The organism is Paenibacillus sp. BIHB 4019 (assembly GCF_002741035.1).
Classification (GTDB): Bacteria; Bacillota; Bacilli; order Paenibacillales; family Paenibacillaceae; genus Pristimantibacillus.
Map to the genome: position 1 here is coordinate 5648135 of NZ_CP016808.1, position 23589 is coordinate 5671723.

Sequence of the window (23589 nt, forward strand, 5' to 3'; positions counted from 1 at the left end):
AACATGCGATTGTTACTGAAAACACGATTGCTTAGAGCACACAGCTGCTCGGGGTCGCTCCCTTTTTTTTGGCGGACTGAGGTTCCACTATTCTGGATTTTGGCCCGGTTTCAGGCTGTAAGCGGACAGGAAAGCCGTTATCCCCCTCATTATCCCGTCAAAATGGTCATTTACAGCACAATAGTGGCTCCTGAGTCCGCAGCCTGTGCCTAACTCGCGATTCTGTTGAAATAGCAGCTGCTGTGTCCGCCAAATCTATCTTTGTTCTATCTTTGTTTAGGGTATATTCACTAGTAGAGGCCATACATACGTCTGACGCTAAATTTGGTCACGATCTCGCTTGCTTAAGTTTGCTTGCACGCCCTAGTTAAATTTTAAACTTATTCACTTCTTCAAAGAGTGCATGGGCATGCTGGGTCAGCTCATTTGATCGCTCAGAAATGCTCGAAATAAATTCAAACTGCTCCTGCGTCGAGGAAGCCACTTCTTCCGTCGAAGCTGCGCTTTGCTGCGACATGGCAGCTACACTGGCAATAACCTCCGAAATTTTGCCGGCATTATCGTCCAACTCCGCCGTCGAGACGGAGACGGCTCGAATTTGGCTGCCAATACCGTCAATGGATTGTTGAATTCGCTCGAACGAATCCCGCGTCTCATATACCGCTGCTACTTGCTGCTCCACATAACCTTCGGCATGGGATACCTCGCTTACGCTCTGACGGCTAGCTGCCTGGATTTCATCCAGCAGCACAATGATGTCGCCAGCGGAGCCAGTAGACTGCTCAGCAAGCTTCCTGACCTCGTCTGCCACGACTGCAAACCCTCGACCGTTCTCGCCAGCCCGCGCTGCTTCAATAGCCGCATTTAAGGCAAGTAAATTCGTTTGGGAGGCAATGCCGCGAATAACCCCGACAATAACTTCGATTTTTTGCGATTTATCTACAAGCAGGGCGATAGACTTGCCAACGCGATCAATCGACTTGCGGTTGTCTGCTGCAAGCTTCACCTGATCATCCACAGCCTGCAAGCCAGCACTCATTGCGCTTCCTGCTTCATTTATCATCGCAACGGATTGTTCCACACTGTGGCTGATGCTGCGGGCAGATTCGCTCATTTCAGACAGCCGCTCGGAGCCTGCATAGACGGAATCGGCCTGCGAGCTTGAGCCTTTCGCCAGCTCTTCCGTTGCCAACGCGATTTGCTGAGATATCCGCTGCGTGTTGTTCGTATGTTCCTCCATTTCAACAGAGACGCTGTGAACCCGGCCAGCTGATTCGGCAACCTGCTGGAGCAGGGCGCTTAATTTATCTGACATGAGATTAAAGGCTATGCCCAGCTCAGCAAATTCATCCTTGCCTTTTAAAGTCACTCTCCCGGTAAAATCGCCTTCCGACATTTGGTGAGATATTATCCTCAGCCTATGCAGCGGTTTGGAGAAGCGCGTAGCTATAAAGTAAGAAGCGGCCATGACGATAAGCAAGGTAGCTGAAATGATAACAATATATTGATTACGGAGCTTGAAATAATTGGCAAAAGCAAGCTTTTCGGAGATGACTGAGCCTACAATCCAGCCGGTGCTAGGTATTTGGTTGTAGTAAAGCAAATACGGTTCACCTTCAAGGCTGAAGGACTGCTGGCCAATTGCATTAGCTTGCATGCCTGCAAGGAGCGGCTTCAGCGCAGCATTTTCCGCTGCGGACGTATTTACTTGCTGTTCATCAGGATGAGCTAAAATCATGCCCTTCTTATCCAGCAAAAACGCATAGCCCAGACCATCCAAATTAATTTTGCTTACCGTTTCCGTAATGGTCGAAAGCAGGAGATCGCCTGCAACGATGCCTTGGATGCCGCCGTTTTTGCCGTTTACCGGCATGGCAATCGATACGGCGTATTGTTTGGACATCATATCCTGGTACGGATCGGAAAAGATGAGCTTATTCGCTTGCTTTGCCTCCATATACCATGGACGCTGGCGAGGATCATAGTCTGCATCCGGCGACCAATCGGAGCCATTCATGAATGTACCGTCAGATTCGTAGCCAAAGTAAAAGTCGGACATGTTTTCTTTATTCGTGCCAAGATTCATAATTGAAAAATAATTTTCAGTAAGCTCGCCTTCCGGAATACCTTCCTGAATGACAAAACCGAGCGTTTCCACTACCTTTGCATTGCTGCTCAGCCAGCTGTCAAGTTGGTTGGCAGCGGAAGCCATCGTTCCTTCGAGCCGGGCATCTACCCCGCGGGCAGATTGCTTCTCAATGTGATAAAGCCCAGCTGCGACTAATGGGGTGGCAGCAAATATAACCGTTAGCACAAACATCAACATTAATTTCATTTTGAGTTTCATTCAATCACCCCTATAGAATTAATAAGATAGTGAAACTGTTACTTAAGGACTATATCGTCAAACCATTTTGTTATTTTGAGGCTAATTGCGCGTGTGGATTGATTTTTACTAAAATTTTACGAATGAACTGTAGAAAAGAATATATGTTCCATTTTTTAATCGGCTAGCGCTTCTGCTGGCAATTAGCAGGGACATATTGGGCAAAGCTGCCGCATACATATAAAGTGGGAGCGAAGTTTCAAGTCACTTGCAGAGGAGAAGCCGGAACGAAGGAGCATTTTGAACAGCAATGGAGGTATGAAAATGAGCGCTGAGCTACTCATTCAATTACTCGTGCTTGTCATCATGATCATCGGGCTGGCGAACAAATCGGGAAAGTCCTGAATGCAAAATGCATAAGGAGGACGGAAAGCCGGAGCATGCGAACTTGCTGCTCCGGCTTTTTGGCGTGTTTATTAGCAAGCAGGCTGGGGCACAGGGGAAGACTTGCTTTTCTAACTGAAAGGTTATATACTTACAAATATAAAGTTACAATATAACTCGAAAGGGTGTTTAGGATGAACGTAAAAGGAATCCACCATCTATCTGCCATGACAGGGAGCGTATCCTTAAACTATAGCTTCTACACGCAAGTGCTTGGCATGAGACTGATTAAGAAGACGGTAAATCAGGATGACACTTCGGCTTACCATCTCTTTTATGGCGATGAGAGAGGCAATCCGGGGACAGAATTGACGTTTTTTGACTTCCCCGGCATTGGAAGCAATCGTCCTGGCGTAAGCAGCATCTCCGGTACGTCGCTGCGGGTGGCGAGCGACAAGGCACTGGAATATTGGCTCCAGCGTTTTGACCAGCATGAGGTTAAACATTCGGATATTACGCCATTTGCCGGACGCAGCGTCATCTTTTTTGAAGATCCAGAAGGGCAGCAGCTTGCTCTTGTCTCGGATGAAACGAATAGCGGTGTTGCGGCCGGAACGCCTTGGGATCGCAGCCCTGTGCCGGTAGAATACGGAATTACCGGTCTTGGTCCTGTAAAGCTGACCGTCCGCAAGCCTGATTCAACCGTTGCCGCCCTTAAGCTGCTGGGCTTTGAAGAAACAAGCCGCGTTCCTGCGCTCGTGGAAGGGCAGGAAGATATTATTATTATGCAGGCTCATGAGGGAGGCTCTGGCTCTGAGGTACAGGTAGAGCCGCGCAGCGATTTGTCGGTTGCTGGCCTTGGCAAAGGCGGCGTTCACCATGTCGCTTTCCGTGTAGAAGATAAGGAAGAACTACTGGCGTGGATCGACGTGCTTAATAAGGCGGGCTTGCAAAACTCCGGCTTTGTAGAACGCTACTACTTCCGTTCGTTATATTTCCGCGAGCCGAATGGCATTTTGTTCGAATTAGCTACAGACGGTCCAGGCTTCGTTACTGACGAGCCTTTCGAGACGCTTGGCGAATCGCTGGCGCTTCCTCCGTTTCTGGAACCGCGCCGTGAAGCAATCGAAGCACGGTTGAAACCGATTGATACGACGCTAAAGTCATAAGGCATAAGGCCTAACGAAATGAGGCTTGCTGAATTGTCATTGTTCTCCAAGTTCTTTTATACTATTGTATAAAGCGATTAGAATGGGGGAATGGCATTGAAGCTGACAGAAGATGCTGTATTGGTCATTGAAGATGAAGATGTGTCCGGGATGTACTGTTATCGCGACCGTGATGGTATAGATTTCGTTGATGGCTTTAAATTTGAATTGCAGCTCCATGACATTGTCGTTAAGGCGGGAAGCATTGCCTCTGTGCAGTTTCCAGAAGATTTGTTCAATCAGCCGGAAGAGATTAGGCAGGCTGTATATACGGCGATTAAGGAATTAGAACAAGAAAATAGGTAAATACTTGCCCAAAAGCTAATAAACACGCAACCCATTTATTAGGTTGGATGGAGCATTCGGAAGCTTTTCCGGATGCTCTATTTTATTTTGCAGACTCGCAATAACGGGCTATTTGTCATATGAAGACAAGAAAATATTATATTTTTTGTAACCATGTAGAAAATGAAGGGTATTTATGGTAAAGTTCCATTAAGGTCCTTTTTGAATGCGCTTCCATTAAGTCGCATCTGTATAGGACAACCTATTAAAAAGGAGGAATTGAAGTGACAAAGAAACGATGGTCAAAAGCTTTTTTAATGTGCTTGGCTTTTACTTTGCTGCTTGGGGGGATAAGCTTGGGGCAGGGGGAGCAGGTTAGCGCAGCAGACAATTATAAATTTGATTTCGGCAATGGCGGCGTGGCCTCTGGCTACATTGGCGTCTCCGCTACGCTCGGCTATTCGGCTTCGACCGGTTATGGCTTCAACACACCAGCCAACATGCAAAATGTAAGCGCTTCCGGTACTGGTGTAGGCAGTGATGCGGTACGCTTCCTGACATTCGGAACGAAGAGTGCTAATACATTTAATGTAGATTTGTCGAACGGCCTGTACGAAGTAAAGGTTATGCTCGGCAATACGTCGAGAGCGAGCGTGGCCGCAGAAGGCGTTTATCAAATTATGAATATGACAGGCAATAATGCGACGGACTCTTTTCAAATTCCAATTACCGATGGGCAGCTTAATATTTTGGTAACGGAAGGCAAGGTGGGCACTGTTTTTACGCTTAGCTCGCTGGAAATTACGAAAATCTCGAACAATCCGGTAACGAACCGGACGATTTATATTGGCGGCGACTCCACGGTTGCGAATTACTATCCACTGGCCAGCAGCGAACAGGGCGGCTGGGGGCAAATGCTGGAGCAATATGTAAACGGCAGCACGTTCAAGGTGCGGAATATGGCGACAGGCGGACAATTCGCAAGAGGGTTCCGGGATGATGGACAGCTGGAAGCGATATTAAAATATATTAAACCGGGCGATTATTTCATTCTCCAGTTCGGCATCAACGATACAACTGCCAAAAATGAAACGACCGAAGCGCAGTTCAAGGAAATTATGCGCGATATGGTTACTCAGGTCAAGGCGAAGGGAGCGACCGTTGTCCTTTCCACGCCGCAAGGCCGCGCTACTGATTTTAATGCGAGCAATGTTCACAGCTCAACGGGAAGATGGTACAGAGCCGCGACAATGGCGCTGGCTGCCGAGGAAAATGTGACGCTTGTTGATCTCAATGTGCTGAGCTCGGCCTATTTCACCTCCATTGGCCCTGCAGCTACGTTGAACCTGTACATGACAGGCGATACGCTGCATCCAAACTACGCAGGTGCCCAGAAGCTCGCCCAGCTTGTGAAAAACAATCTAAGCAGCCAAGGCTTGAGCGGATTTTAAGGAAATAGCCGGTGTGCAGCGAGAAATTCGCGGCATGCCGGCTATTTTTTGTTTATTTTTATCCTGCATAGAGATTTGATATACTACTCAGACAGGAGGCTGAAAAATGGAAAACACTTATGTTGTTGAGCAAGCGGGGATAGAGCAGTTGGATGAAGCGGCTACGCTATTTGACTTATACCGTATGTTTTATGGACAAGCCCCGGATGTGCAGGGAGCGCGACGCTTTTTATTCGATCGCTTTGAACAGCGGGATTCGGTCATCTTTTTGGCTAAGCACTCCGGGAGTGGGGAGGCAGCCGGCTTTACCCAGCTGTATCCTGCATTCTCCTCAATTTCAATGAAGCGTTCCTATATTTTAAACGATCTATACGTTTTGGAATCCCACAGAAAGCAAGGCGTAGCCCAATTGCTGCTGGATCAGGCAAGAAGCTACGCCAGCCTGCTGCAAGCGAAAGGCATTGAGCTCTCTACCTCAATTATGAATGTTCAGGCTCAGCGGCTGTATGAACGCAATGGTTATTCACAAGATGCAGAGTATAAGCATTATTATTTAACGTTATAAACTAATTAGTTAATGCCGTAAATCATATGTGCAAATTCACCAAGCGGCTTGTTGTGCCTTATTTAGTTGAGGCGCTAGCACAGCCGCTCTGGCGGATTTTTTAATATAAGAAGGTATCAGTTTTACACTTATGATCTTCTTATTTTACCCTCTCGAAACGGTAGCTTTGCCGCCAGAGGACGGCGACGGCCGTTTACGCTTGCTGCCCAGCAGATTAGTGCCGACAACCCCTGCAATAATGAACAGCGAACCGATGACATGATACATCGTCAGCTCTTCCCCAAGGAAAAGGGCACCGCCCGCCATAGAAACGATCGTCGATAAATTGGTAAACACGCTCATTTTCGAAGCTTCGATCCGTCCCAAAATGTAATTGGACGTCAGAGAAGTGATGAGCGAGGAAATAACGCCCAAATAGAAAATGGATAGCAGGAATGATCCGCTGCGCAGCGGCGTAAGGAAGCTGCCCAGCGTCCCCGCAGTCGTGTGCTGCACCAATGATATAGAGAGAAACACGCCAAAACCAATCCCAAGCATCAAATACGTAAGTTCAGCTGGGCTAAAATGCTTGGAAAGCGAGCGTGCCAGCACGCTATAGCCGGCAAAAGCGAAGCAGGTCAGAAACAGCAGGGAAATGCCAAGCATATTGGATAAGTCGATGCTGCTGCCCTTCATCATGAAAATGAACACAACGCCAAATACCGAGAGGAAAATCGATAGCTTTTGCAGCAAGGATGTCCTTTCTTTCAGAAAGATGGAGGCGATGATCATCGTCACAACAGGCGTAAAGGCATATAAAATGCCGCCTTCAGCGGAGCTTGCATGCAGCAGGCCAAAAGCCTGAAGGGTGAAAAAGCCGAGCGGATACATCGCTGCGAGCAGCAGCGCTTTAAATAGCGGTTTCCCGCGATAATTCAGCTTAATCATGCCCAGTGCTACAGGGATTGTCATGATGAGAAATGAAAATGCAAACCGGAACGTGAGCGTGTCCAGTGGCTGGGCGCTTCCGAGCGACAGCTTGGCGAATAAAAAGGAGAAACCGATAATGACGGCATTTAATACAGCGAATATATAGGCGAGCTTAATACTTTTATCTTTCATAGGTATGACTTCCTTCCTAAGGTTAAGCGAGGTCGTGTTCGCGAACGGCTCATCTGTTAATTTAAAGATAAACCATTCGGCAGTGCCGCACGATAGCCGATTTCGCGAACTGTATCAATACAGTTGGGCGATATGCGGTATAATGATGGGAGAAGGAAGACAGCTAGAGCAGGAATAGGAACAGGAACAGGGAGGGGCAGCATGAAAAAGTATTTTGCGATTTTGTCCGACATGGAAGGGAAAATTCGCGACGGGCATTACCGTCCAGGCAGCAAGTTGCTGTCTGTTCGCAAAGCTGCGGAGCAGTACGGATGCAGCACGAATACGATTACCCGTGCATATGCAGAGCTGGAGAAGCGCCATGCGATTTATTCTATCCCGCAGAGCGGCTATTATGTGGTGGACAAGGATGGCGGCGGAAGCGGGCAAAATGAGGACGGCATTCAAAGAGAGGGCATTGATTTTTCATCGGCATCGCCGGATTTGTTTGTGTTTCCGTATTTGGATTTTCAGCATTGCTTGAATAAAGCTATTGATACGTACAAATATCATTTATTTACGTATGGCGATCCTCAAGGAATGGCCGAGCTTCGCGAAACACTCGTTCGCCATTTGGCTAATGATCAGGTGTTTGCGAAAACCGAGCGGATTTTCGTGACATCAGGCGCTCAGCAGGCGCTGGAAATATTGGCGAAAATGCCCTTCCCAAACGGCAAGCAAACCATTCTCGTCGAACAGCCGACGTACAATCTTTATTTGAGGTTTCTGGAAATCGAGCAGCTGCCGACAGCGGCCATTGCCCGCACCACGGCGGGGATCAGCTTGCAGGAGCTGGAGCGTCTATTTCGCGACGAGGATATTAAATTTTTTTACACGATGTCGCGTTATCACAATCCGCTGGGCACGTCCTACACAACCGAGGAACGGAAAGCAATTGCTGCCTTGGCGAAAAAATACGATGTGTACATTGTCGAGGATGACTATATGGCCGATCTGGGGGTGGAACGGGGGTTTGATCCGATTTATAGCTATGATTTGACGGAGCATGTCATTTATTTAAAAAGCTTCTCGAAAATCATTTTTCCCGGCTTGCGCCTTGGCGCTGCTGTATTGCCGGAACAGCTCATTGAAACGTTTTACCGCCATAAAAAATACGGAGATACGTCATTTCTTTCCCAAGCGGCATTGGACATTTATATTAAAAATGGGATGTATGAACGCCATAAGCGCGCCATAAGCAGCCTGTACACCTCGCGAATGCTGGTGCTGAACGAAGCGCTCGCACGGCATAATGGAGCAGGGCTTATTCAAGCCTCTGGAGTGAGCTCAGGCATCTACACCCAATATAAACTGCCTATTACCGTTAATATGGAGCAGTTGATGGAAAGGCTAACAGCAAAGCAAATCCGGGCTGTCGATGGGAAAGGCTTTTATTTGCCGGGGTATCTGGAGCGGGAGAAGTTTTTGCGAATCAGCATCTCCCGGGCCAGTGAAGGGCAAATCGATGAGGGCATAACGGCTATTGTGGAGGAAGTAAAGCGGGCTAATCATTTTTATTAACACAGATGAGCTATATTCCTCTATTCATAATAGAGCGGTGCAAGCTTAACACCTTGAATAAAGACGGGATCATGGAAGGGAAAAAGCATGCTCCCTGGCTGTTTGGCCAGCTCATTCAGCCTGCGGATGGAGGCGAGCGCCGCCTCGTCGCCGCCGCTTGCTGAGCCCGGCAGCTGTTCCCGCTCAAAGTTTTCGAGGAAATCGCCAGCATCGAACGTGAGCACGAGCCTTGTCCCGCTTGGCAGCGTTGCGACAGCAGATTGATGGCCCGGCGTATGTCCGGGTGTTGAAATGATTTGCAGGCCAGGCACTAGCTCGGCGTCACCATCGAGAAGCTGCCAATCGATATCTGGAAAATCATAATCCTCCGTAATATTGCCCAAGAAGGGAGGCGTCTCCATAGCAAAAATATACTCTGCGCGTTGAACGTACACTTTGGCATGCCGGAAAAGCTTCAAATAACCAGTATGATCGGCTTCCATGTGAGAAAGAAACACGCGGGTAATATCGGCTGGCTGAACACCAATGGCGTTCAACTGATCCAGAAGCGAGTGGGCGGGACGGACGACAGGAAGGGCGCTCCAGCCGCGGCTCGTATAAAAGTGCTTCGCGAGCTCGGGATCGCGGAGCCTCGATTCATCTAAGCCTGTATCCATTAAAATCCATCCTGTATCGGTATCAACCAAATAACAGCATATCGGCTCTGCAATCATAATGCGGCTATCGCCGCCTCGCAGCGACAATGACTTGGGCACCATTTCATATCCAACTAGCAGGACATAGAAGCGTTTAATTGATGTCATTAAAGATCCTCCTTTTTTTCATAGTCAGGCATGAAGCAAATCTACAATTTCCCGTTTTAATTGAATGAAGGGCTCTGAATCGCGGAGCGCTTTATTTTGGCGCATAGCAGCCGGAATTTCAATTTCGCGGACGATGCGCCCTGGGCGGCTTTTCATCACATATAGACGCTCAGATAGAAAGATGGCCTCATCAATATCATGCGTAATAAACAAAATAGTGGCGTGCTCATGCTTCTGAATGTTCATGAGCAGCTCCTGCATATCGCTGCGTGTCTGGGCGTCCAGAGCGGCAAAAGGCTCATCCATCAGCAGCATTTCCGGAGAATTGGCTAATGCCCTGGCGATGGCGACGCGCTGCTTCATTCCGCCCGACAGCTGCTTCGGATAAGCATCAGCAAATTTCGCCAACCCGACCAGCTCCAAATATTTATCCGACACTTCGCGCCGCTGCAGCTTGGGAGTTCCTTTCAGCTCCAAGCCAAATTCAATATTGTCGCGTACGGTGAGCCAAGGAAACAGCGTATAGGATTGGAAAACAACGCCGCGGTCTGCGCCGGGCCTGGTTATTCGCCTGCCCGCTATGGAGGCGCTGCCGGAGCTTGCATCCTCAAGGCCCGCAAGCACCCGGAGCATCGTTGATTTGCCACAGCCGGACGGGCCAACGAGCGTCACGAATTCATTTTCTAAAATATGTGCCGAAACTTGATCCAGCGCAGTAAAGCTGCCGGATTTGGTTGTGTAGGTTTTGGACAGGCTGTCGATGATAATTTTGCTGGATCTGGCTGCTTGGCTTACGCTAGCTGTATGCGGCTCCGTTTGCGAGGGGAAAGTACTCATCTTAGCGTCCTCCTTCTGCCCATGGAAATAGCTTCTTGTTGAGTAAAGCAAACAAACGATCAATGATGAGTCCGAGCATGCCGATAACGAGTATGCCCATGAAAATCATATCCGTCTGCAAATAGCGCTGCGCTCTAATAATCATAAATCCTAGCCCGGAGCTGGCGGCAAATAGTTCGGATGCGATGAGGTAAGACCATGCCCATCCCATTATAAGGCGCATCGTATTCATAAGCTCCGGCAGCAGTGCAGGGAGGAGCACCTTGCGAAGCACCTGCAGCTTATTGGCGCCAAGCGTATAGGAGGCCTGCAGCAAATCATTGGATACTGCGCGGGCATTGTCGGCAACCATCAGCAGCATTTGAAAGAAGCATCCTACGAAAATGACCATTATTTTTGCGGGCTCCCCAAGCCCAATCCAAACAATAATGAGTGGAATAAAGGCAGTGGCGGGCATATAACGAATGAATTCGGTAAGCGGTACAAGCACAGCTTCAGCAAATTTAAACGTACCTGCCAAAATGCCGAGCGGAACAGCAAGAAGACAGGTGAACAAATACCCCATCAGCACCCGGTAAGAGCTAATGCCGACATAGCTCCAGAAATCAGCGCTCTGGATGCTGCTCCACAAGGTTTTGCCGACTGTGCCAGGCGTTGGCAGAAAGGTCGGATCGACCAGCTGAGAGTAGCTTAATAAACTCCACGCCACAAACACGGCGGCGAAGGTACCGACAACTGTAGCCATATAAGCTTTACGGCTCATCTCCCCACGGATTTTAAAAAGATTGGATAAGGTGTCCATCAACGTTATTCCTCCTGCTTATGCGAACAGGCGGCAAGCGGATTCGTCCGACTGCTGTCCATTCGCATCTTTATTTTACATAGCTAGCTGTTTATTTGAACAGGAAAGGATTAATGGCACCGCTTGTGTCAAGCGACTCGGTCAATATTTTTTGTTCGATAAAAAATTGTACGAATTCAGCCATTTGCTTCTCCCAAGCTGCCTGATCCTCCATGAGCATTTTTTGGGAATCCGCAAGTGCAGCTAAATCAAGCGTTGCTGCTGTACTTTTAACAGCCTCGAGGTCCATGCCTAGCTCATCGCCAACAAGCTGCTTGCCTTCGTCTCCATTGTTGAATAACGCAAGGCCTTCATCAAAGGCTTCCGCCATTTTTCTCAGCTCATTTGGATACTGGTCAATGATGCTTTTCTTGGTAACTAGAGTATCGACAATGAGATCAGGCGCATCAGCTGTGGAGTAGAGCAAATGTCCATTTTTTTCTACCGCCTGAGATAGGTAGGGCTCCCATGTTACCGCTGCATCAACTTGCCCGGACATAAAGGTCGAGCCGGCAAGGTTGTTGTCCATATTTACAATTTTGACATCCGATTCTTGCAATCCAACCGTATCCAAGGCGTGAAGCAGCAGAAAGTGGGCGAGAGAGCCAATGGATACGGCTACGCTTTTACCTTTAAGGTCCGCCAAAGAAGTAACGGACTGGCTGGCAATAATGCCGTCTGCACCTTTGGATTTGTCGACGACCGCAATAATTTGGATCGGGTCATCAGCCTTTTCCTTCGATTTCATCTGCACGACAGCATCGAGCGACTGCACGACTACATCCAGTTTGCCTGACATAAAGGCATCCTTTGTGCTGCCTTCCATTTTTACAAATTCGACGTTAACGCCCTTCTCCGCAAAAAGGTTTTTGGCTTGGGCGATAATCGCCCCTGCAGAGCCGATCCAGGGACTATAGCCGAAACGAATCGTTTTGGAGCCGCCCTCGCTGTTGTTGCCCGCGGTTTGTGCGCCGGATGGGGAAGCTGTAAGAGCGGGGGCTTGGCTAGGTGTGTTATTGCTTCCGCATCCAGCAATGAGGAGCATAACGGAGAAGAGAAGTGACAGCGTTGTAAACATGTGCTTTTTTGTCATAGGTGATTCCTCCAAGTGTTCGTTATCGGCTTGCTTATCCAATCGTTCTATAAGACTGAAGCACAGGCACCTCCCTAATAAAAATAAAAAACCCGGGAGATTATTTATGAAATAATCTCCCGGGTTTTTATCCCTCCGTGTCACTGACGCATTAAGGTAGCGGCAGCGGTTTACTCTCGGACCTGACCCAAATTGGCGGAACCCTAGTAAACTGTAAAACCGTTATTCAGTTAATGTAATGTATACTAACATTTAAAAGTTGATTTTGACAAGAGTTTTATGAAATATTAAATAAATTTAAGAGAAATATCTAATTAGTTAACTTAATGAGTTATATATAAGTTATGTTTGGCGTTGGATAATTTCGTTTTTTTTCTATGTCCATAATGGAATAGGGGAGGCGAGGTTGCAGAATGCCGTTCTCGGCGTGCAGTGGGCACAGCAATAAAAAGAAAAGGCAGGGGAGAGGGCGTCGCACGCCCGTTCCTCTGCCTTTTGAAAATGCCTTGATAATTGGACGAAAGCTCGTCGCTACTTCAGCGGCTTGCTGCTGCTTAATGTTGGCGTGTGAGCTTTGCGCAGCGGGATGAGAATAGTCAAGCTGACCAAGGTGACGAAAATAGTGGCACCCATATCGGATAAAATTGCGATCCACAGCGTGAGCCAGCCTGGTATGGTCAGCAGCAGCGCAAGCACCTTAAGCCCGAGTGAAACCGCAATGTTGAAGCGAATCACCCGGTTTACCTGCTTGGCAACGGATATCGCCTCGGGCAGCTTGCCCAAATGATCCTGCATGAGCACAATGTCCGCTGTTTCAATCGCGCTGTCTGTGCCCTTGCCCATGGCAATGCCAAGCTGGGCAGAGGCAAGAGCGGGAGCATCATTGATGCCGTCACCGATCATAGCGACTTTGCCGCTTTCCCCAAGCTCTTTAATCCGTGCGACCTTATCCTCAGGGAGCAACCCTGCGTAGAAAGCAGATACCCCGACAGCCGAAGCTACTTTATCGGCCGTTTTTTGGTGATCGCCGGTGAGCATGACCGTACGTTTAATGCCCTGCTGATGAAGCGCAGCGATGACCGCATGGCTTTCCTCGCGAATTTCGTCAGCGATTCCGAACATGCCAAGCACTTGATTGGCATTTGCAACAATGACGAGCGTGAGTCCAGACGCTTTCATCTGCTCGACCGTGTCGCGCACCTGATCAGAAAAGCTTAAATGCGCGATGCTTTTCTCATTGCCGAGCCAGTAGCGCTCTCCATCAATGACAGCTTCCATTCCACGGCCGGCTACATTGATCATTTCCTCTGGCTCTGGCAAGCTGACTCCGCTTTCTTGCACAGTCTTCATAACCGCTTTAGCGAGCGGATGGGAGGAGGAGCGCTCCATCGCGCCGGCAACCTTATAGAAAAGTGCATCCTCATAAACTTCCACCTGTACGACATGCGGCTCGCCTTTGGTTAAGGTGCCTGTTTTATCAAAGGCAATCGTATCGATTTTACCAAGCTGCTCCAAATATACGCCGCCTTTAATTAAAATGCCGTTTCGGGCATTGCGCGTAATGCCCGAAACAATGGCGATAGGCGAAGAGAGAATAAGGGCGCATGGGCAGCCAACAATCAGCACTGAAAGACCTTGATAAAGCCATTTTGTCCAGTCCTCTTGCAGCAGCAGAGGAGGGAACAGCGCCACAAGCAAAGCAATCGCCATAATAAGCGGTGTATAATATTTCGCGAATTTATTAATAAACAGCTCGGTTGGCGTCTTTGTTTCCTGGGCTTCCTCTACCAAATGCAAAATCTTCGCTAGCGAGGAATCCTCATAGGCTTTATCAATTCGAATGATCAGTACGCCTTCATTGTTGATGCTGCCGCCAAATACGGTATCCCCAGCTGCTTTGTCGACCGGAAGCGACTCGCCAGTTAGGGCAGCTTCGTTGACCGAGCTTTTCCCTTCCGTAACAGCACCGTCCGATGGGATTTTCTCTCCAGGTTTGACGCGGACGATGTCTTGCGCCTTCAGCGAGGTAATGGGAATAACCAATTCCTTGCCATCTATCAGCTTGGTCGCTTCCTTAGGCGCTACTTGCAGCAGCGTCTCCATTGAACGCCGCGCCTTCTCCATGCCGTAGCCTTCCAGCCATTCATTGACGCCGAACAATACGGCGACGAGCGTCGCTTCCTTCCATTCGCCGATGGCGATGGCGCCAACAAGCGCAATGGTCATTAGCGTATCAATGTTGAATTTTAGCTTGAACAAATTGCGCAGTCCGCGCCAAAAGGTCGTATATCCGCTGATGGCGATGGCTGCCAAGTATAAAGCGATTAACAGTGGTGCGCTTAGCGCCTGCTCCAGCAGCAGCGCTCCGCCGTAGAGTACGCCGGAAGCAAGCAGCAGCTTCAGCATATGGGAGTTTCCTCCCCCATGGGTATGATCATGTCCATGGTCGTCGTGAGCATGGCTGTCGCCATGCGAATGAGCAGCTTCCTCATGGCAATGACCGTCATGGCAAGCGTGGTCATGAGCCGAGTGGTCATGAGAATCAGCGCTATGGACCGATCCCGATCCTTTAACGGCAGCGGGAGCAGAAAGCTTCTCTAAATAAGCGCCTTCCGACTTCAAAATTTGTTCAACCTTCTGCATCGAAATTTGCTCATTGACCAGCAGCTTGCCCGAATTATAGCTGAGCTTGGCATCTTCGCCAAACGTCAATTTTTGAATTTCCGTCTCCATCGTATGGGCGCAATGGCCGCAGGTCAGACCTTTAACACGATACTCAACCATGATTCAGCCCTCTTTTCTACCAATGTATGAATAAGTGCTCATATATAAATAATATGCCTCGATGACAGCATCTGTCAAACCTATCTTTGCCAATTAGCTCCCGAATCATGAGGCAAAGCTGTTTAAAAGCAGATTATGCAAGACATGGAGCGGCGTGTCTAATGCATATAAATAGGGAGTAGAAGGAGCGTGATGAATTGAACGAGAAGGTGAGGAAATATTACCAGCTCAAGCAGAAGCAAAAGGAACTGGAGCAGGAGCTGGCTGGCCTGCGAACGGAAATTTTAGCTTATTGTGCGGAGCAGGAAGCAGCGGAGCTGACTGTAGGCCGCTATAAAGTAAAAATTGTCGCACAGGAGAGGCGGGAATACGATGAGGCGAAGCTGCTTGCAGCACTTCCAGAGCCCGATGCCTGGCGCCTCGTTTCCAAAGTGGACCCATCAAAGGTATCCAGTCTGCTGCAGCTAAACGTCATTAGTGAATCCAGCCTTCAGGATACCTTTACAACGAAAAAAATTTCCTTATTGCAGGTTGATAAACTATAATTTCCACCCAAAAAGGCGATTGCAACCGTTGGACTGAGATTGTTTATGCTCAGAAAGCCAACGCTGCAATCGTCTTTTATTATTTCTCTTCATGAATTAATTTCCATATATATCATTATATAAATGGATTATTCGATTAAATAATAATCCGTTTAGCGGTATTTAGAATCCGTTTTAAGGTAGCCGCTATTTTCGCAATGGATTACGCTTGAAGCAGAGCAGCGCCAAAACAACAGCTGCGAAAGGAGAAGTAGTGAAAATGGGACGAATAAGGCTCAGTATATTTTTTAGCGTTTTTGTTGCTATGGTTGGATTAATGATTATAGCTCCTGTCATGCCGCCGCTTATCCGCGAATTGGGACTAAGCGAGACACACTCGGGCTTAATTATTTCCTTAGGTTCCATTGCCATGGCCGTGATGGCTCCGGTATGGGGGAGAAGAAGCGATTCGTTAGGGCGGAAGCCGGTCATTTTAATCGGATTTATAGGCATGTTTGTCAGCTACATTTTGTTCACGGTCATCATGTATGCTGGGCTATCAAAAATGATAAATGGAACGCTGCTGGTTGTGCTGCTGATCGCAGCGCGTGCGATGGTCGGGCTATTCATTCCAGCCGTACCTTCGTCGGCACAAGCTTATATGGCGGATGTGACCGATGAAAAGGGACGTTCGGCCGGCATGGCCTTAATCGGGGCAGCCAATGGGCTGGGACTGGTGCTAGGACCGGCAATTGCGGGTGTTTTTGTCCTGATTGGGCTGCTATGGCCGTTATATATCGGTGCTGTGCTGCCGCTTATTGCCTTTGTCGTCGTCCTCTTGTTAATTCCCGCTCATAAACCGGTCATTCGAGAGAAGCTGCCCAAAGTTAATCCGTTCGCCAAAGGGCTTCGTCTGTATTTGTTTGCTGGACTTGCCACGATGCTGAGCATCGTCACCTTGCAAGTCATTGGCGGCTTTTATTTTCAGGATCAGCTCGCTTTGACGACACAGGAAACCGCACGCGTGGTATCGCTTGGCCTCATATTTAGCGGAGTCGCGATGATTATTACCCAAGGGCTGCAGATGAAAAATACAAAATGGCAGCCAAAGCCGCTCATTCTTGCTGGCGCTTTGCTTTTGCTCGTCAGCATGGCTATTTTTCTTTTTGCCATGAGTTTAATTGGTTTTTATACGGCTTTCTTTATATTCGGAATTGGTGCGGGCTTGATGATGCCGGGCTTTATGGCGGGCGCTTCGCTTAGCGTTTCACCAGAGCAGCAAGGCGGCGTCGCAGGGATGGTTGCATCGGTTCAAGGCGTATCCGCTGTAATTGCGCCGATACTAAGCACGACCTTATATCAGGTGGATAAACATCTGCCTTTTGTCGCGGTAGCCGCGATTGTGCTCATTATGGGAATTACACTGCTTTCCGTGAAAAATAAAGCGAGTGCAGGCCAGCCAACGTCCGAAAAACATTTTTCTGCTTGACTTTTTTAAACCGGCAGCCGTAATATAATACCTACATCTTCATAACTGGCATTGACCAAAGACATGATTCCAATTTCGGGCCGCCCAGAGAGAGAAGCGATTGCTGCAAGCTTCTTCGGATACCGGATATGGTTTTACCCCTTTGCAGCCGTGCTGCTGAACCCGCTCCCTTGTGCGACAGTAAGCTTCACCGCCTTATCCGCGATAACGGATACCAATAAGGGCCTTTTATCCGGGGCGCTGCAGCAAGGGCTGTGGCAAGCTGGCGATTAGGTCGAATAAGGGTGGAACCACGAGCCGAACGCACTCGTCCCTTTCCGGGATAGAGGCGTTTTTTTGCGTTCCCAAGGTGAAACAGCTATCGCCATCCTTTGGCGGCGCAGCGCGTTTCAGTCCGAGAAATATAAGCATATTTATAAGGGGAAACTTATAAATTCTTATATTTTAAATAAGCAGAAGTGGAGGCTCAAGCGATGAAAAATCAAAGCGAAAATCAAAATCACATACAAATCAAGCTGCCGGATGGCGCAATCAGAAGGTGCCCAGCTGGAACAACAATGGAACAGCTCGCTGAATCGATCAGCCCAGGGCTGCGAAAAAAGGCCGTTGCCGGCAAAGTCAATGGAGAAGCCGTTGATTTAAGCTATTCCATAGAGGAAGACAGCGACGTGGAAATCATTATTTTGGACAGTCCGGAAGGGCTGGAAATTTACCGGCACAGCACAGCGCATCTTTTGGCGCAGGCGTTGAAGCGGCTGTACGGCAAGCAAGAGGTTCAGCTCGGAATTGGGCCTGTCATTAGCGACGGTTTTTATTATGATATTGCCATTGCAAGCCCGCTGCCGAATGAGCAGCTCGCCGTCATTGAGCAGGAGATGGCCCGAATTGCGGAGCAAAATCTGCCGATAATTCGCCGTGTTGTCAGCCGGGAGGAAGCGCTGCAGCTATTTGAGCAGCTAGAGGAGCCGCTTAAGGTCGAGCTGATTCAAGCTTTGCCGGAAAAAGCCGTCATTTCACTTTATGAACAGGGTGAATTTATCGATTTATGCCGCGGGCCGCATTTGCCATCAACAGGCTGGATTAAGGCGTTCAAGCTGCTGCACACAGCGGGAGCCTACTGGCGCGGTGATTCCAATAACCAAGTGCTGCAGCGCATTTATGGCACAGCATTTCCGAAAAACAAGCAGCTGGAGGAGCATCTCCATATGCTCGAAGAAGCGAAAAAACGCGATCACCGCAAGCTGGGCAAGGAGCTAGGGCTATTCATGTTTTCGGAGGAAGCGCCTGGCATGCCGTTTTATTTGCCGAATGGCATGATTATACGCAATGAGCTGGAGGAGCTGGAGCGCGGCATTCATCGCGAACGGGCCTATGATGAGGTTCGCACGCCGCTAATGCTGAACAATCGGCTATGGGAGCAGTCCGGTCATTGGGAGCATTACAAAGACAATATGTATTTCACACATGTTGATGACGCGGTTTTTGCCCTCAAACCGATGAATTGTCCGGGCCATATGCTTATATTCAAAAATGAGCTCCGTTCTTACCGAGATTTGCCGATCCGCCTTGCCGAGTATGGACAGGTGCATCGCCATGAGTTTTCAGGAGCGCTCAATGGCATGATGCGGGTGCGGACGTTTTGTCAGGATGATGCGCATTTATTCGTCCGGCCCGATCAGATCGAGGAGGAAATCGCTAAGGTAATGGCGCTCATTGACGATATTTATTCGATCTTTGGCTTTACTTATCGGGTGGAGCTGTCGACTAGGCCGGCCGATTCCATGGGCTCGGCACAATTATGGGATCAAGCGGAGGATGCGCTCAAAAATGTGCTGGTCCAGCAAAATGTCCCTTATATGCTCAATGCAGGAGACGGCGCCTTTTATGGGCCGAAAATCGACTTCCATATTCGCGATGCGCTTGGCCGCAGCTGGCAATGCGGAACAATCCAGCTTGATTTTCAAATGCCTGAAAAGTTTGATTTGACTTATATCGGCGAGGATGGCGGAAAGCACCGTCCTGTCGTCATCCATCGTGCCGTATATGGCTCTATTGATCGGTTTATGGGCATATTGACAGAGCATTTCAGCGGAGCATTCCCGCTGTGGCTCGCACCCGTACAGGTGAAGCTGCTTCCTGTTTCAAGCGTGCATTTGGATTATGCCCTGCAAGTCAAGCAGCAGCTTCTGAAAGCAGGCCTTCGTGTGCAAGTCGATGCTCGCAGCGAAAAGCTTGGCTACAAAATTCGGGAAGCGCAGCTGGCGAAGATTCCTTATACACTCGTAATCGGGGATCAGGAGGCGAGCGAAGGGACGGTTTCGGTTCGCAGACGCGGCGTGAATGAGCAGCAAGGGATGTCCATTGCGCAGCTAATGGAGCAGCTTTCCCGGCAGGTTGCAGCTAAAGAGCTGAACGCTAATGAGAGCGTATAGCGGAATGTGCTGCCTGGCTTTCTACTGGCGATAAGCTAAAAAGCAGGAAAGAGCAAAAGGACGGCATCCAGGCTATAAAGCCTGGTGTGCCGTCCTTTTTTTCATTGGATTAAGAGGTGTGCCCTGTGTAAACAAGCACCGCATCGCGTAAAAATGCTGCAGAACCGGGCTGCTTCTCATCATAATAGGCAGTGAAGCGCTCATCGTCAACGTACATTTGGGCAACGCCGGCATGCGCTTCCTTCGAATAGCTGCCCCAGTAAAAGCTCAGCCATTGCTTGTGCAAGTCAGCTGCTTTCTGTGCGAGCTCGCCCGCAGGATCACCTGTCGCAAAGGCTGCCGCCAGCGCCGTCAGCACATCCTCGCCGAGCTTTTCCACTTCAGCGTGCTGCGCTTCTGTTATATTTTTAATAGCATCGTTTGAGCGATTGACGGCTGATTCCCCATATTTGGCCCTGATTTCTTCGCCATACTTGGCCTCATTGTCATCCAGCAGCTGCTGCTTGAAGCCTGCAAACTTTTCTTTATCGTTCATCGTTTGTTTCCCTTCCTTCTGCAATAATGTTTGGTCGAGGTTGGCAATAAGCTGATCGAGCTGCTGCCTGCGCTCAAGCAGCTTGTGCCGATGCTCCTGCAAGGCCGTGTGGACGTCGAAATGAGGCGACGTCATAATCGCTTTAATTTCCTCCAAGCTGACGCCAAGCTCCTTGTAAAATAAAATTTGCTGGAGCAGATCAACCTCGGTCTGCCCATAAATCCGATACCCTGATGAGTTGATGCGCGCCGGCTTTAATAGGCCGATTTCATCATAATAACGCAGCGTTCTTGTACTAATGCCAGCCAAATAGCCCAGCTTCTGAATGGTGTATTCCATATGCTCACCTCCTGACAAATTTATCGTACACGTTGACGGCGCGTGAAGGTCAACCGTTTTTTTTCGGATGAAGAGGTCGTGGGAAGATTTACTTGGCCTGAAATACAACCAAAAGCCCCGTCAGAAGAGAGCGTTCTTCTAATGGGGCCTAATCGTTTTGATTTTACCTTTATGTTTTGATTCAAAATTTAATGCTGGCGCCTAGAAAATAGCCGATCGTAACAAAAATAAGCACCCATGTAAGTGAGCCGAGACTCGTAATGAGCAAATACTTGCGGAACGGCATTGATGTAATGCCGGAAATGTAGCTGGTCATGCTCCTGACACCCGGAATGAAATAGCCAAAAAACAGCGTCCATATGCCAAAGCGGGCAAACCAGCCCTTTACCTTTTCAAAACGTTTGGTTGTTAGGCCGACCCATTTGCCGTGCTTGTCGATTAAAGGCTGTCCAAATGTTTTGCCCAGCGTGTAGCTTAAAAGCATGCCCGTTATAGCTCCCGTGAAACTAACTAGCAAAGAAATGGAATAATTTAACACCATAATCGAACATAAATATCCGATAAATAACATTAATAATTCATCTGGAACCGGAAGCCCGATAATGCCGAGTGCAAGCAGCCCGAAGACGGCGTAATATCCGTACTGAGAAATCATTTCTATGGCAAAAGTCATAACCGGCTCACTTCCTTGCGTAGTCTTTTTTGAAGGCGGGAAATGGAATTCGGCTGACCATTAAGACAGAAAGCAGACCCATTAAGGCGAGAGCAGCGGCGGGCTTCATTTGACTGTTTAAAAAAGGAGCAAGCGCCAAAATGACCCCGGCGGCCGTAATCGGCAAGCCAACAAAACCTTTCACTTGGCCTTTTATATTGAATCTTGCCAGGCGCAGCGCGCCGCAAGCTAGAAATAATACAGCGGCAATTGGCCCTAGCCACAATGAACCGTCGAGCTTGTACAGCAGGACCAGAAATACAGGCGCGATTCCAAAGGAGACCAGATCAGCCAGCGAATCCAGCTGTTTGCCGAAGTCGCTTGCACAATGAAGCCATCTGGCAAGCAGTCCATCGAGTACATCCCATAAAGCTGCTGTCATAACCATGGCGAAAGCAAGCTTATACTCGGCTTTTATCGTAAAAAGTAAAGACAATGTCCCGGCTCCCAAATTCAATAAGGTACAGAGGGAGGGCAGCCAGTTTTTATTCATGTCAATCAGCCCCTTGATGAATGAAATCCTTTTTTTACTTGCAGGTTAATAATGTAACAGGCGGCTGTGACTTTTATGTGTCCACTTGTCCTTCTTTTATATCTTTAACGACAAAATCCCTATTAATTCACTTTATTAAGCGACAATGTTAAATTTTAATGTCGATTTTCAGCTTTACATAAACGAATAGGCGCCTCCGCCAGCAAGGGCAACCCCAAGCAGCGATGCAATTATCACTATATTGTACTCAAACCCGCCGTTAACCGACCAAAGTCCTTTGCTGCCATGAACTTTGATGATGGCAACAATCATCGTCAATATCAGCAGCACAGCACCCGCCACAACCGATAGACCGGAAGCAAATAAAACTCCCCCAACCAACTCGGAAAGTCCAGCGCATATGACCATCGCTCTGCCAGGACGGAGGCCAATTGCTTCAAAAAAACCAGCCGCTCCTTGAATCCCTTCGCCGCCAAACCAGCCGAACAGCTTCTTGCAGCCATGCCCAATCATAAGGAGCCCAATAACTAAACGAATTAATAATAACCCTAAATCTAACATTTATAAATCATCCTTCCTCGTTTGCATGCAACATTACGCTCATTCTAAGGAGCAATCATACTGAAATCTCATTTTCAAGTCAATATCGTGCAGAAAATAATTTATTTTTGCCGCTTGCTTGTATCAGAGTATGGAAATGTGCTAATGTCGTTGTCGATATGATGAACAGGAGTGATAAATGATGAGCCAAGCAAAACTTTGTTTTATCGGTGCAGGCTTTCATGCCTCGACGAATATTTTTCCATCGGCAGTAGAAGCAGGAGCTGAAATTGCAGCAGTATCCACCCGCAGTCTGGAGCGTTCGCAAGCTGCGCTTACACGCTTTGGCAGCAGCGGCACACCGTATGACGATTACAAGCAAATGCTGCAAAATGAAGAGTGCAGCGGCGTTGTTGTTGTAGCCCAGCCTGGCGATCAAACGGAAATCGTTATGGACTGCATTAGAGCGGGTAAACATGTATTCGTCGACAAGCCGCTCGGATGGACTGCCGAAGAAGCGGCAGCTATTGCGGACGCCGCAGAAGAAGCTGGCGTCGTGCTGATGGTCGGCTTTATGAAGCGTTATGCCCCGATCTATCTGAAGCTCCGAGAGCTGATTGAGTCTGGCGAGCTTGGAGCAGCGCGCTCGTTCCAAATTCGTTTTGCCTGCGATAGTACAGGCTTTAGCAAAAACGAGGAACAATTCCTGAAGCTGGCTGCCATCCATCTCGTTGATCTCATGCGCGGCTTGTTTGGCGAAGTGGCGCAAGTTGCAGGGTTTAACAACAATTTGGACGAAAATATATCCCAGACGTTTTCTTTGAAATTCGACAACGGCATTTCCGGCAGCGTCTATTTTGCAGGCATGACCGCTTGGTCGAGTGAAAGCGAAAGCGTGCTGGTTACCTTCGACAACGGCCATGTCGTAGCCGAAAATTCCAAACGGCTGTCGATTCACAAGCCGCCTTTGCCTGGCTCCTCTTCGTACCAGATGCTCTCCGAGGAAACAGCGGTGTTGACGCCGTCGATTTCCACGATGTCCGGCTGCTTTGGCGACCTATATATACGCGGCTTTGTCGGTGAAATGGCCCATTTCATCGCCTGCTGCAAGCAAAATTTGACGCCGAATTCGAGTGGGCGGGACAACATTGGCACGATGGATTTATGCGACCGCATTTTGGAAGCGCTGAACTAGTATGCACCGCTGTAAATCTGCGAGGATAACTAGCATGAACGCTCCCAGCTCCGTTAAAAGTTTGAGAAAGCTTTGATCGCCGCGATGATTCG

General features: G+C 48.6%; 21 protein-coding genes and 1 riboswitch. Of the genes, 10 read left to right on the plus strand and 11 right to left on the minus strand.

The window, feature by feature from the left end:
* Nucleotides 1–367: 367 nt before the first annotated feature.
* Complete coding sequence (locus tag BBD42_RS24650; RefSeq protein WP_099520299.1) at nucleotides 368–2347, minus strand: methyl-accepting chemotaxis protein; 1980 nt, start codon at nucleotides 2345–2347, stop codon at nucleotides 368–370.
* Between the two features lie 557 nt (nucleotides 2348–2904).
* On the opposite strand from BBD42_RS24650, the gene BBD42_RS24655 reads away from it, so the two are divergent.
* The 4 genes from BBD42_RS24655 (at nucleotide 2905) to BBD42_RS24670 (ending at nucleotide 6219) form a co-directional block, all read left to right on the plus strand.
* Nucleotides 2905–3879: a ring-cleaving dioxygenase gene (locus BBD42_RS24655; RefSeq protein ID WP_099520300.1), complete on the plus strand. Its 975-nt coding sequence runs from the start codon at nucleotides 2905–2907 to the stop codon at nucleotides 3877–3879.
* A gap of 96 nt (nucleotides 3880–3975) precedes the next feature.
* Complete coding sequence (locus BBD42_RS24660; RefSeq protein WP_099520301.1) at nucleotides 3976–4224, plus strand: hypothetical protein; 249 nt, start codon at nucleotides 3976–3978, stop codon at nucleotides 4222–4224.
* A gap of 296 nt (nucleotides 4225–4520) precedes the next feature.
* The gene (locus tag BBD42_RS24665; protein WP_099521788.1) at nucleotides 4521–5654 is read left to right on the plus strand and encodes a rhamnogalacturonan acetylesterase; all 1134 of its coding nucleotides are present in this window, start codon (nucleotides 4521–4523) and stop codon (nucleotides 5652–5654) included.
* Between the two features lie 106 nt (nucleotides 5655–5760).
* Nucleotides 5761–6219, plus strand: a complete 459-nt coding sequence (locus BBD42_RS24670; RefSeq protein WP_099520302.1) for a GNAT family N-acetyltransferase — start codon at nucleotides 5761–5763, stop codon at nucleotides 6217–6219.
* A 144-nt stretch (nucleotides 6220–6363) separates the two neighbouring features.
* Here BBD42_RS24670 and BBD42_RS24675 read toward each other — a convergent pair whose 3' ends face one another.
* Entirely contained in the window at nucleotides 6364–7320 is a 957-nt protein-coding gene (locus BBD42_RS24675; protein WP_099520303.1) for a DMT family transporter, read from the minus strand.
* 201 nt (nucleotides 7321–7521) lie between these two features.
* On the opposite strand from BBD42_RS24675, the gene BBD42_RS24680 reads away from it, so the two are divergent.
* Complete coding sequence (locus tag BBD42_RS24680) at nucleotides 7522–8880, plus strand: aminotransferase-like domain-containing protein (protein WP_099520304.1); 1359 nt, start codon at nucleotides 7522–7524, stop codon at nucleotides 8878–8880.
* 20 nt (nucleotides 8881–8900) lie between these two features.
* Here the strand turns inward: BBD42_RS24680 and BBD42_RS24685 are convergent, their stop codons facing one another.
* The 5 genes from BBD42_RS24685 to BBD42_RS24705 form a co-directional block, all read right to left on the minus strand.
* Nucleotides 8901–9683, minus strand: coding sequence for an N-acyl homoserine lactonase family protein (locus BBD42_RS24685; protein WP_099520305.1), 783 nt, complete (start codon nucleotides 9681–9683; stop codon nucleotides 8901–8903).
* Between the two features lie 24 nt (nucleotides 9684–9707).
* A complete protein-coding gene (locus BBD42_RS24690; protein ID WP_099520306.1) occupies nucleotides 9708–10520 on the minus strand; it encodes an ABC transporter ATP-binding protein in 813 nt (270 codons plus the stop codon).
* Nucleotide 10521: 1 nt separating this feature from the next.
* Complete coding sequence (locus BBD42_RS24695; protein ID WP_099520307.1) at nucleotides 10522–11322, minus strand: ABC transporter permease; 801 nt, start codon at nucleotides 11320–11322, stop codon at nucleotides 10522–10524.
* 91 nt (nucleotides 11323–11413) lie between these two features.
* The gene (locus BBD42_RS24700) at nucleotides 11414–12454 is read right to left on the minus strand and encodes an ABC transporter substrate-binding protein (protein ID WP_099520308.1); all 1041 of its coding nucleotides are present in this window, start codon (nucleotides 12452–12454) and stop codon (nucleotides 11414–11416) included.
* A 114-nt stretch (nucleotides 12455–12568) separates the two neighbouring features.
* Nucleotides 12569–12672: riboswitch (guanidine-I (ykkC/yxkD leader) on the minus strand.
* 313 nt (nucleotides 12673–12985) lie between these two features.
* Entirely contained in the window at nucleotides 12986–15238 is a 2253-nt protein-coding gene (locus BBD42_RS24705) for a heavy metal translocating P-type ATPase (RefSeq protein ID WP_099520309.1), read from the minus strand.
* Nucleotides 15239–15435: 197 nt separating this feature from the next.
* Here BBD42_RS24705 and BBD42_RS24710 point away from each other — a divergent pair, with 197 nt between their 5' ends.
* The 4 genes from BBD42_RS24710 (at nucleotide 15436) to thrS (ending at nucleotide 19683) form a co-directional block, all read left to right on the plus strand.
* Complete coding sequence (locus tag BBD42_RS24710; protein WP_099520310.1) at nucleotides 15436–15783, plus strand: hypothetical protein; 348 nt, start codon at nucleotides 15436–15438, stop codon at nucleotides 15781–15783.
* A 259-nt stretch (nucleotides 15784–16042) separates the two neighbouring features.
* On the plus strand, nucleotides 16043–17251 hold the full coding sequence (locus BBD42_RS24715; RefSeq protein ID WP_099520311.1) for an MFS transporter: 1209 nt from the start codon (nucleotides 16043–16045) through the stop codon (nucleotides 17249–17251).
* A gap of 63 nt (nucleotides 17252–17314) precedes the next feature.
* Nucleotides 17315–17524: a hypothetical protein gene (locus BBD42_RS24720; protein WP_099520312.1), complete on the plus strand. Its 210-nt coding sequence runs from the start codon at nucleotides 17315–17317 to the stop codon at nucleotides 17522–17524.
* Nucleotides 17525–17724: 200 nt separating this feature from the next.
* Entirely contained in the window at nucleotides 17725–19683 is a 1959-nt protein-coding gene (gene thrS / locus BBD42_RS24725; protein WP_099520313.1) for a threonine--tRNA ligase, read from the plus strand.
* A 109-nt stretch (nucleotides 19684–19792) separates the two neighbouring features.
* On the opposite strand, the gene BBD42_RS24730 is transcribed toward thrS, so the two are convergent.
* The 4 genes from BBD42_RS24730 to BBD42_RS24745 all read right to left on the minus strand — a co-directional run bounded on the left by BBD42_RS24730 (nucleotide 19793) and on the right by BBD42_RS24745 (nucleotide 22323).
* Nucleotides 19793–20557, minus strand: coding sequence for a MerR family transcriptional regulator (locus tag BBD42_RS24730; RefSeq protein ID WP_099520314.1), 765 nt, complete (start codon nucleotides 20555–20557; stop codon nucleotides 19793–19795).
* Between the two features lie 181 nt (nucleotides 20558–20738).
* Nucleotides 20739–21230, minus strand: a complete 492-nt coding sequence (locus BBD42_RS24735) for a DedA family protein (RefSeq protein ID WP_056040469.1) — start codon at nucleotides 21228–21230, stop codon at nucleotides 20739–20741.
* A gap of 7 nt (nucleotides 21231–21237) precedes the next feature.
* Nucleotides 21238–21762, minus strand: coding sequence for a CDP-diacylglycerol--serine O-phosphatidyltransferase (gene pssA, locus BBD42_RS24740; protein WP_056040466.1), 525 nt, complete (start codon nucleotides 21760–21762; stop codon nucleotides 21238–21240).
* A 174-nt stretch (nucleotides 21763–21936) separates the two neighbouring features.
* Nucleotides 21937–22323: a DoxX family protein gene (locus BBD42_RS24745; protein WP_099520315.1), complete on the minus strand. Its 387-nt coding sequence runs from the start codon at nucleotides 22321–22323 to the stop codon at nucleotides 21937–21939.
* Nucleotides 22324–22504: 181 nt separating this feature from the next.
* Here BBD42_RS24745 and BBD42_RS24750 point away from each other — a divergent pair, with 181 nt between their 5' ends.
* Entirely contained in the window at nucleotides 22505–23497 is a 993-nt protein-coding gene (locus tag BBD42_RS24750; protein WP_099520316.1) for a Gfo/Idh/MocA family protein, read from the plus strand.
* Nucleotides 23498–23589 lie beyond the last annotated feature (92 nt).

What these genes read in the sequence shown, in the direction of transcription:
- BBD42_RS24650 (WP_099520299.1), bottom strand. Translation starts at nt 2,347, where the DNA reads ATGAAACTCAAAATGAAATTAATGTTGATGTTTGTGCTAACGGTTATA.
- BBD42_RS24655 (WP_099520300.1), top strand. Translation starts at nt 2,905, where the DNA reads ATGAACGTAAAAGGAATCCACCATCTATCTGCCATGACAGGGAGCGTA.
- BBD42_RS24665 (WP_099521788.1), top strand. Translation starts at nt 4,521, where the DNA reads ATGTGCTTGGCTTTTACTTTGCTGCTTGGGGGGATAAGCTTGGGGCAG.
- BBD42_RS24670 (WP_099520302.1), top strand. Translation starts at nt 5,761, where the DNA reads ATGGAAAACACTTATGTTGTTGAGCAAGCGGGGATAGAGCAGTTGGAT.
- BBD42_RS24675 (WP_099520303.1), bottom strand. Translation starts at nt 7,320, where the DNA reads ATGAAAGATAAAAGTATTAAGCTCGCCTATATATTCGCTGTATTAAAT.
- BBD42_RS24680 (WP_099520304.1), top strand. Translation starts at nt 7,522, where the DNA reads ATGAAAAAGTATTTTGCGATTTTGTCCGACATGGAAGGGAAAATTCGC.
- BBD42_RS24685 (WP_099520305.1), bottom strand. Translation starts at nt 9,683, where the DNA reads ATGACATCAATTAAACGCTTCTATGTCCTGCTAGTTGGATATGAAATG.
- BBD42_RS24690 (WP_099520306.1), bottom strand. Translation starts at nt 10,520, where the DNA reads ATGAGTACTTTCCCCTCGCAAACGGAGCCGCATACAGCTAGCGTAAGC.
- BBD42_RS24695 (WP_099520307.1), bottom strand. Translation starts at nt 11,322, where the DNA reads ATGGACACCTTATCCAATCTTTTTAAAATCCGTGGGGAGATGAGCCGT.
- BBD42_RS24700 (WP_099520308.1), bottom strand. Translation starts at nt 12,454, where the DNA reads ATGACAAAAAAGCACATGTTTACAACGCTGTCACTTCTCTTCTCCGTT.
- BBD42_RS24705 (WP_099520309.1), bottom strand. Translation starts at nt 15,238, where the DNA reads ATGGTTGAGTATCGTGTTAAAGGTCTGACCTGCGGCCATTGCGCCCAT.
- BBD42_RS24715 (WP_099520311.1), top strand. Translation starts at nt 16,043, where the DNA reads ATGGGACGAATAAGGCTCAGTATATTTTTTAGCGTTTTTGTTGCTATG.
- BBD42_RS24720 (WP_099520312.1), top strand. Translation starts at nt 17,315, where the DNA reads ATGATTCCAATTTCGGGCCGCCCAGAGAGAGAAGCGATTGCTGCAAGC.
- thrS (WP_099520313.1), top strand. Translation starts at nt 17,725, where the DNA reads ATGAAAAATCAAAGCGAAAATCAAAATCACATACAAATCAAGCTGCCG.
- BBD42_RS24730 (WP_099520314.1), bottom strand. Translation starts at nt 20,557, where the DNA reads ATGGAATACACCATTCAGAAGCTGGGCTATTTGGCTGGCATTAGTACA.
- BBD42_RS24735 (WP_056040469.1), bottom strand. Translation starts at nt 21,230, where the DNA reads ATGACTTTTGCCATAGAAATGATTTCTCAGTACGGATATTACGCCGTC.
- pssA (WP_056040466.1), bottom strand. Translation starts at nt 21,762, where the DNA reads ATGAATAAAAACTGGCTGCCCTCCCTCTGTACCTTATTGAATTTGGGA.
- BBD42_RS24745 (WP_099520315.1), bottom strand. Translation starts at nt 22,323, where the DNA reads ATGTTAGATTTAGGGTTATTATTAATTCGTTTAGTTATTGGGCTCCTT.
- BBD42_RS24750 (WP_099520316.1), top strand. Translation starts at nt 22,505, where the DNA reads ATGAGCCAAGCAAAACTTTGTTTTATCGGTGCAGGCTTTCATGCCTCG.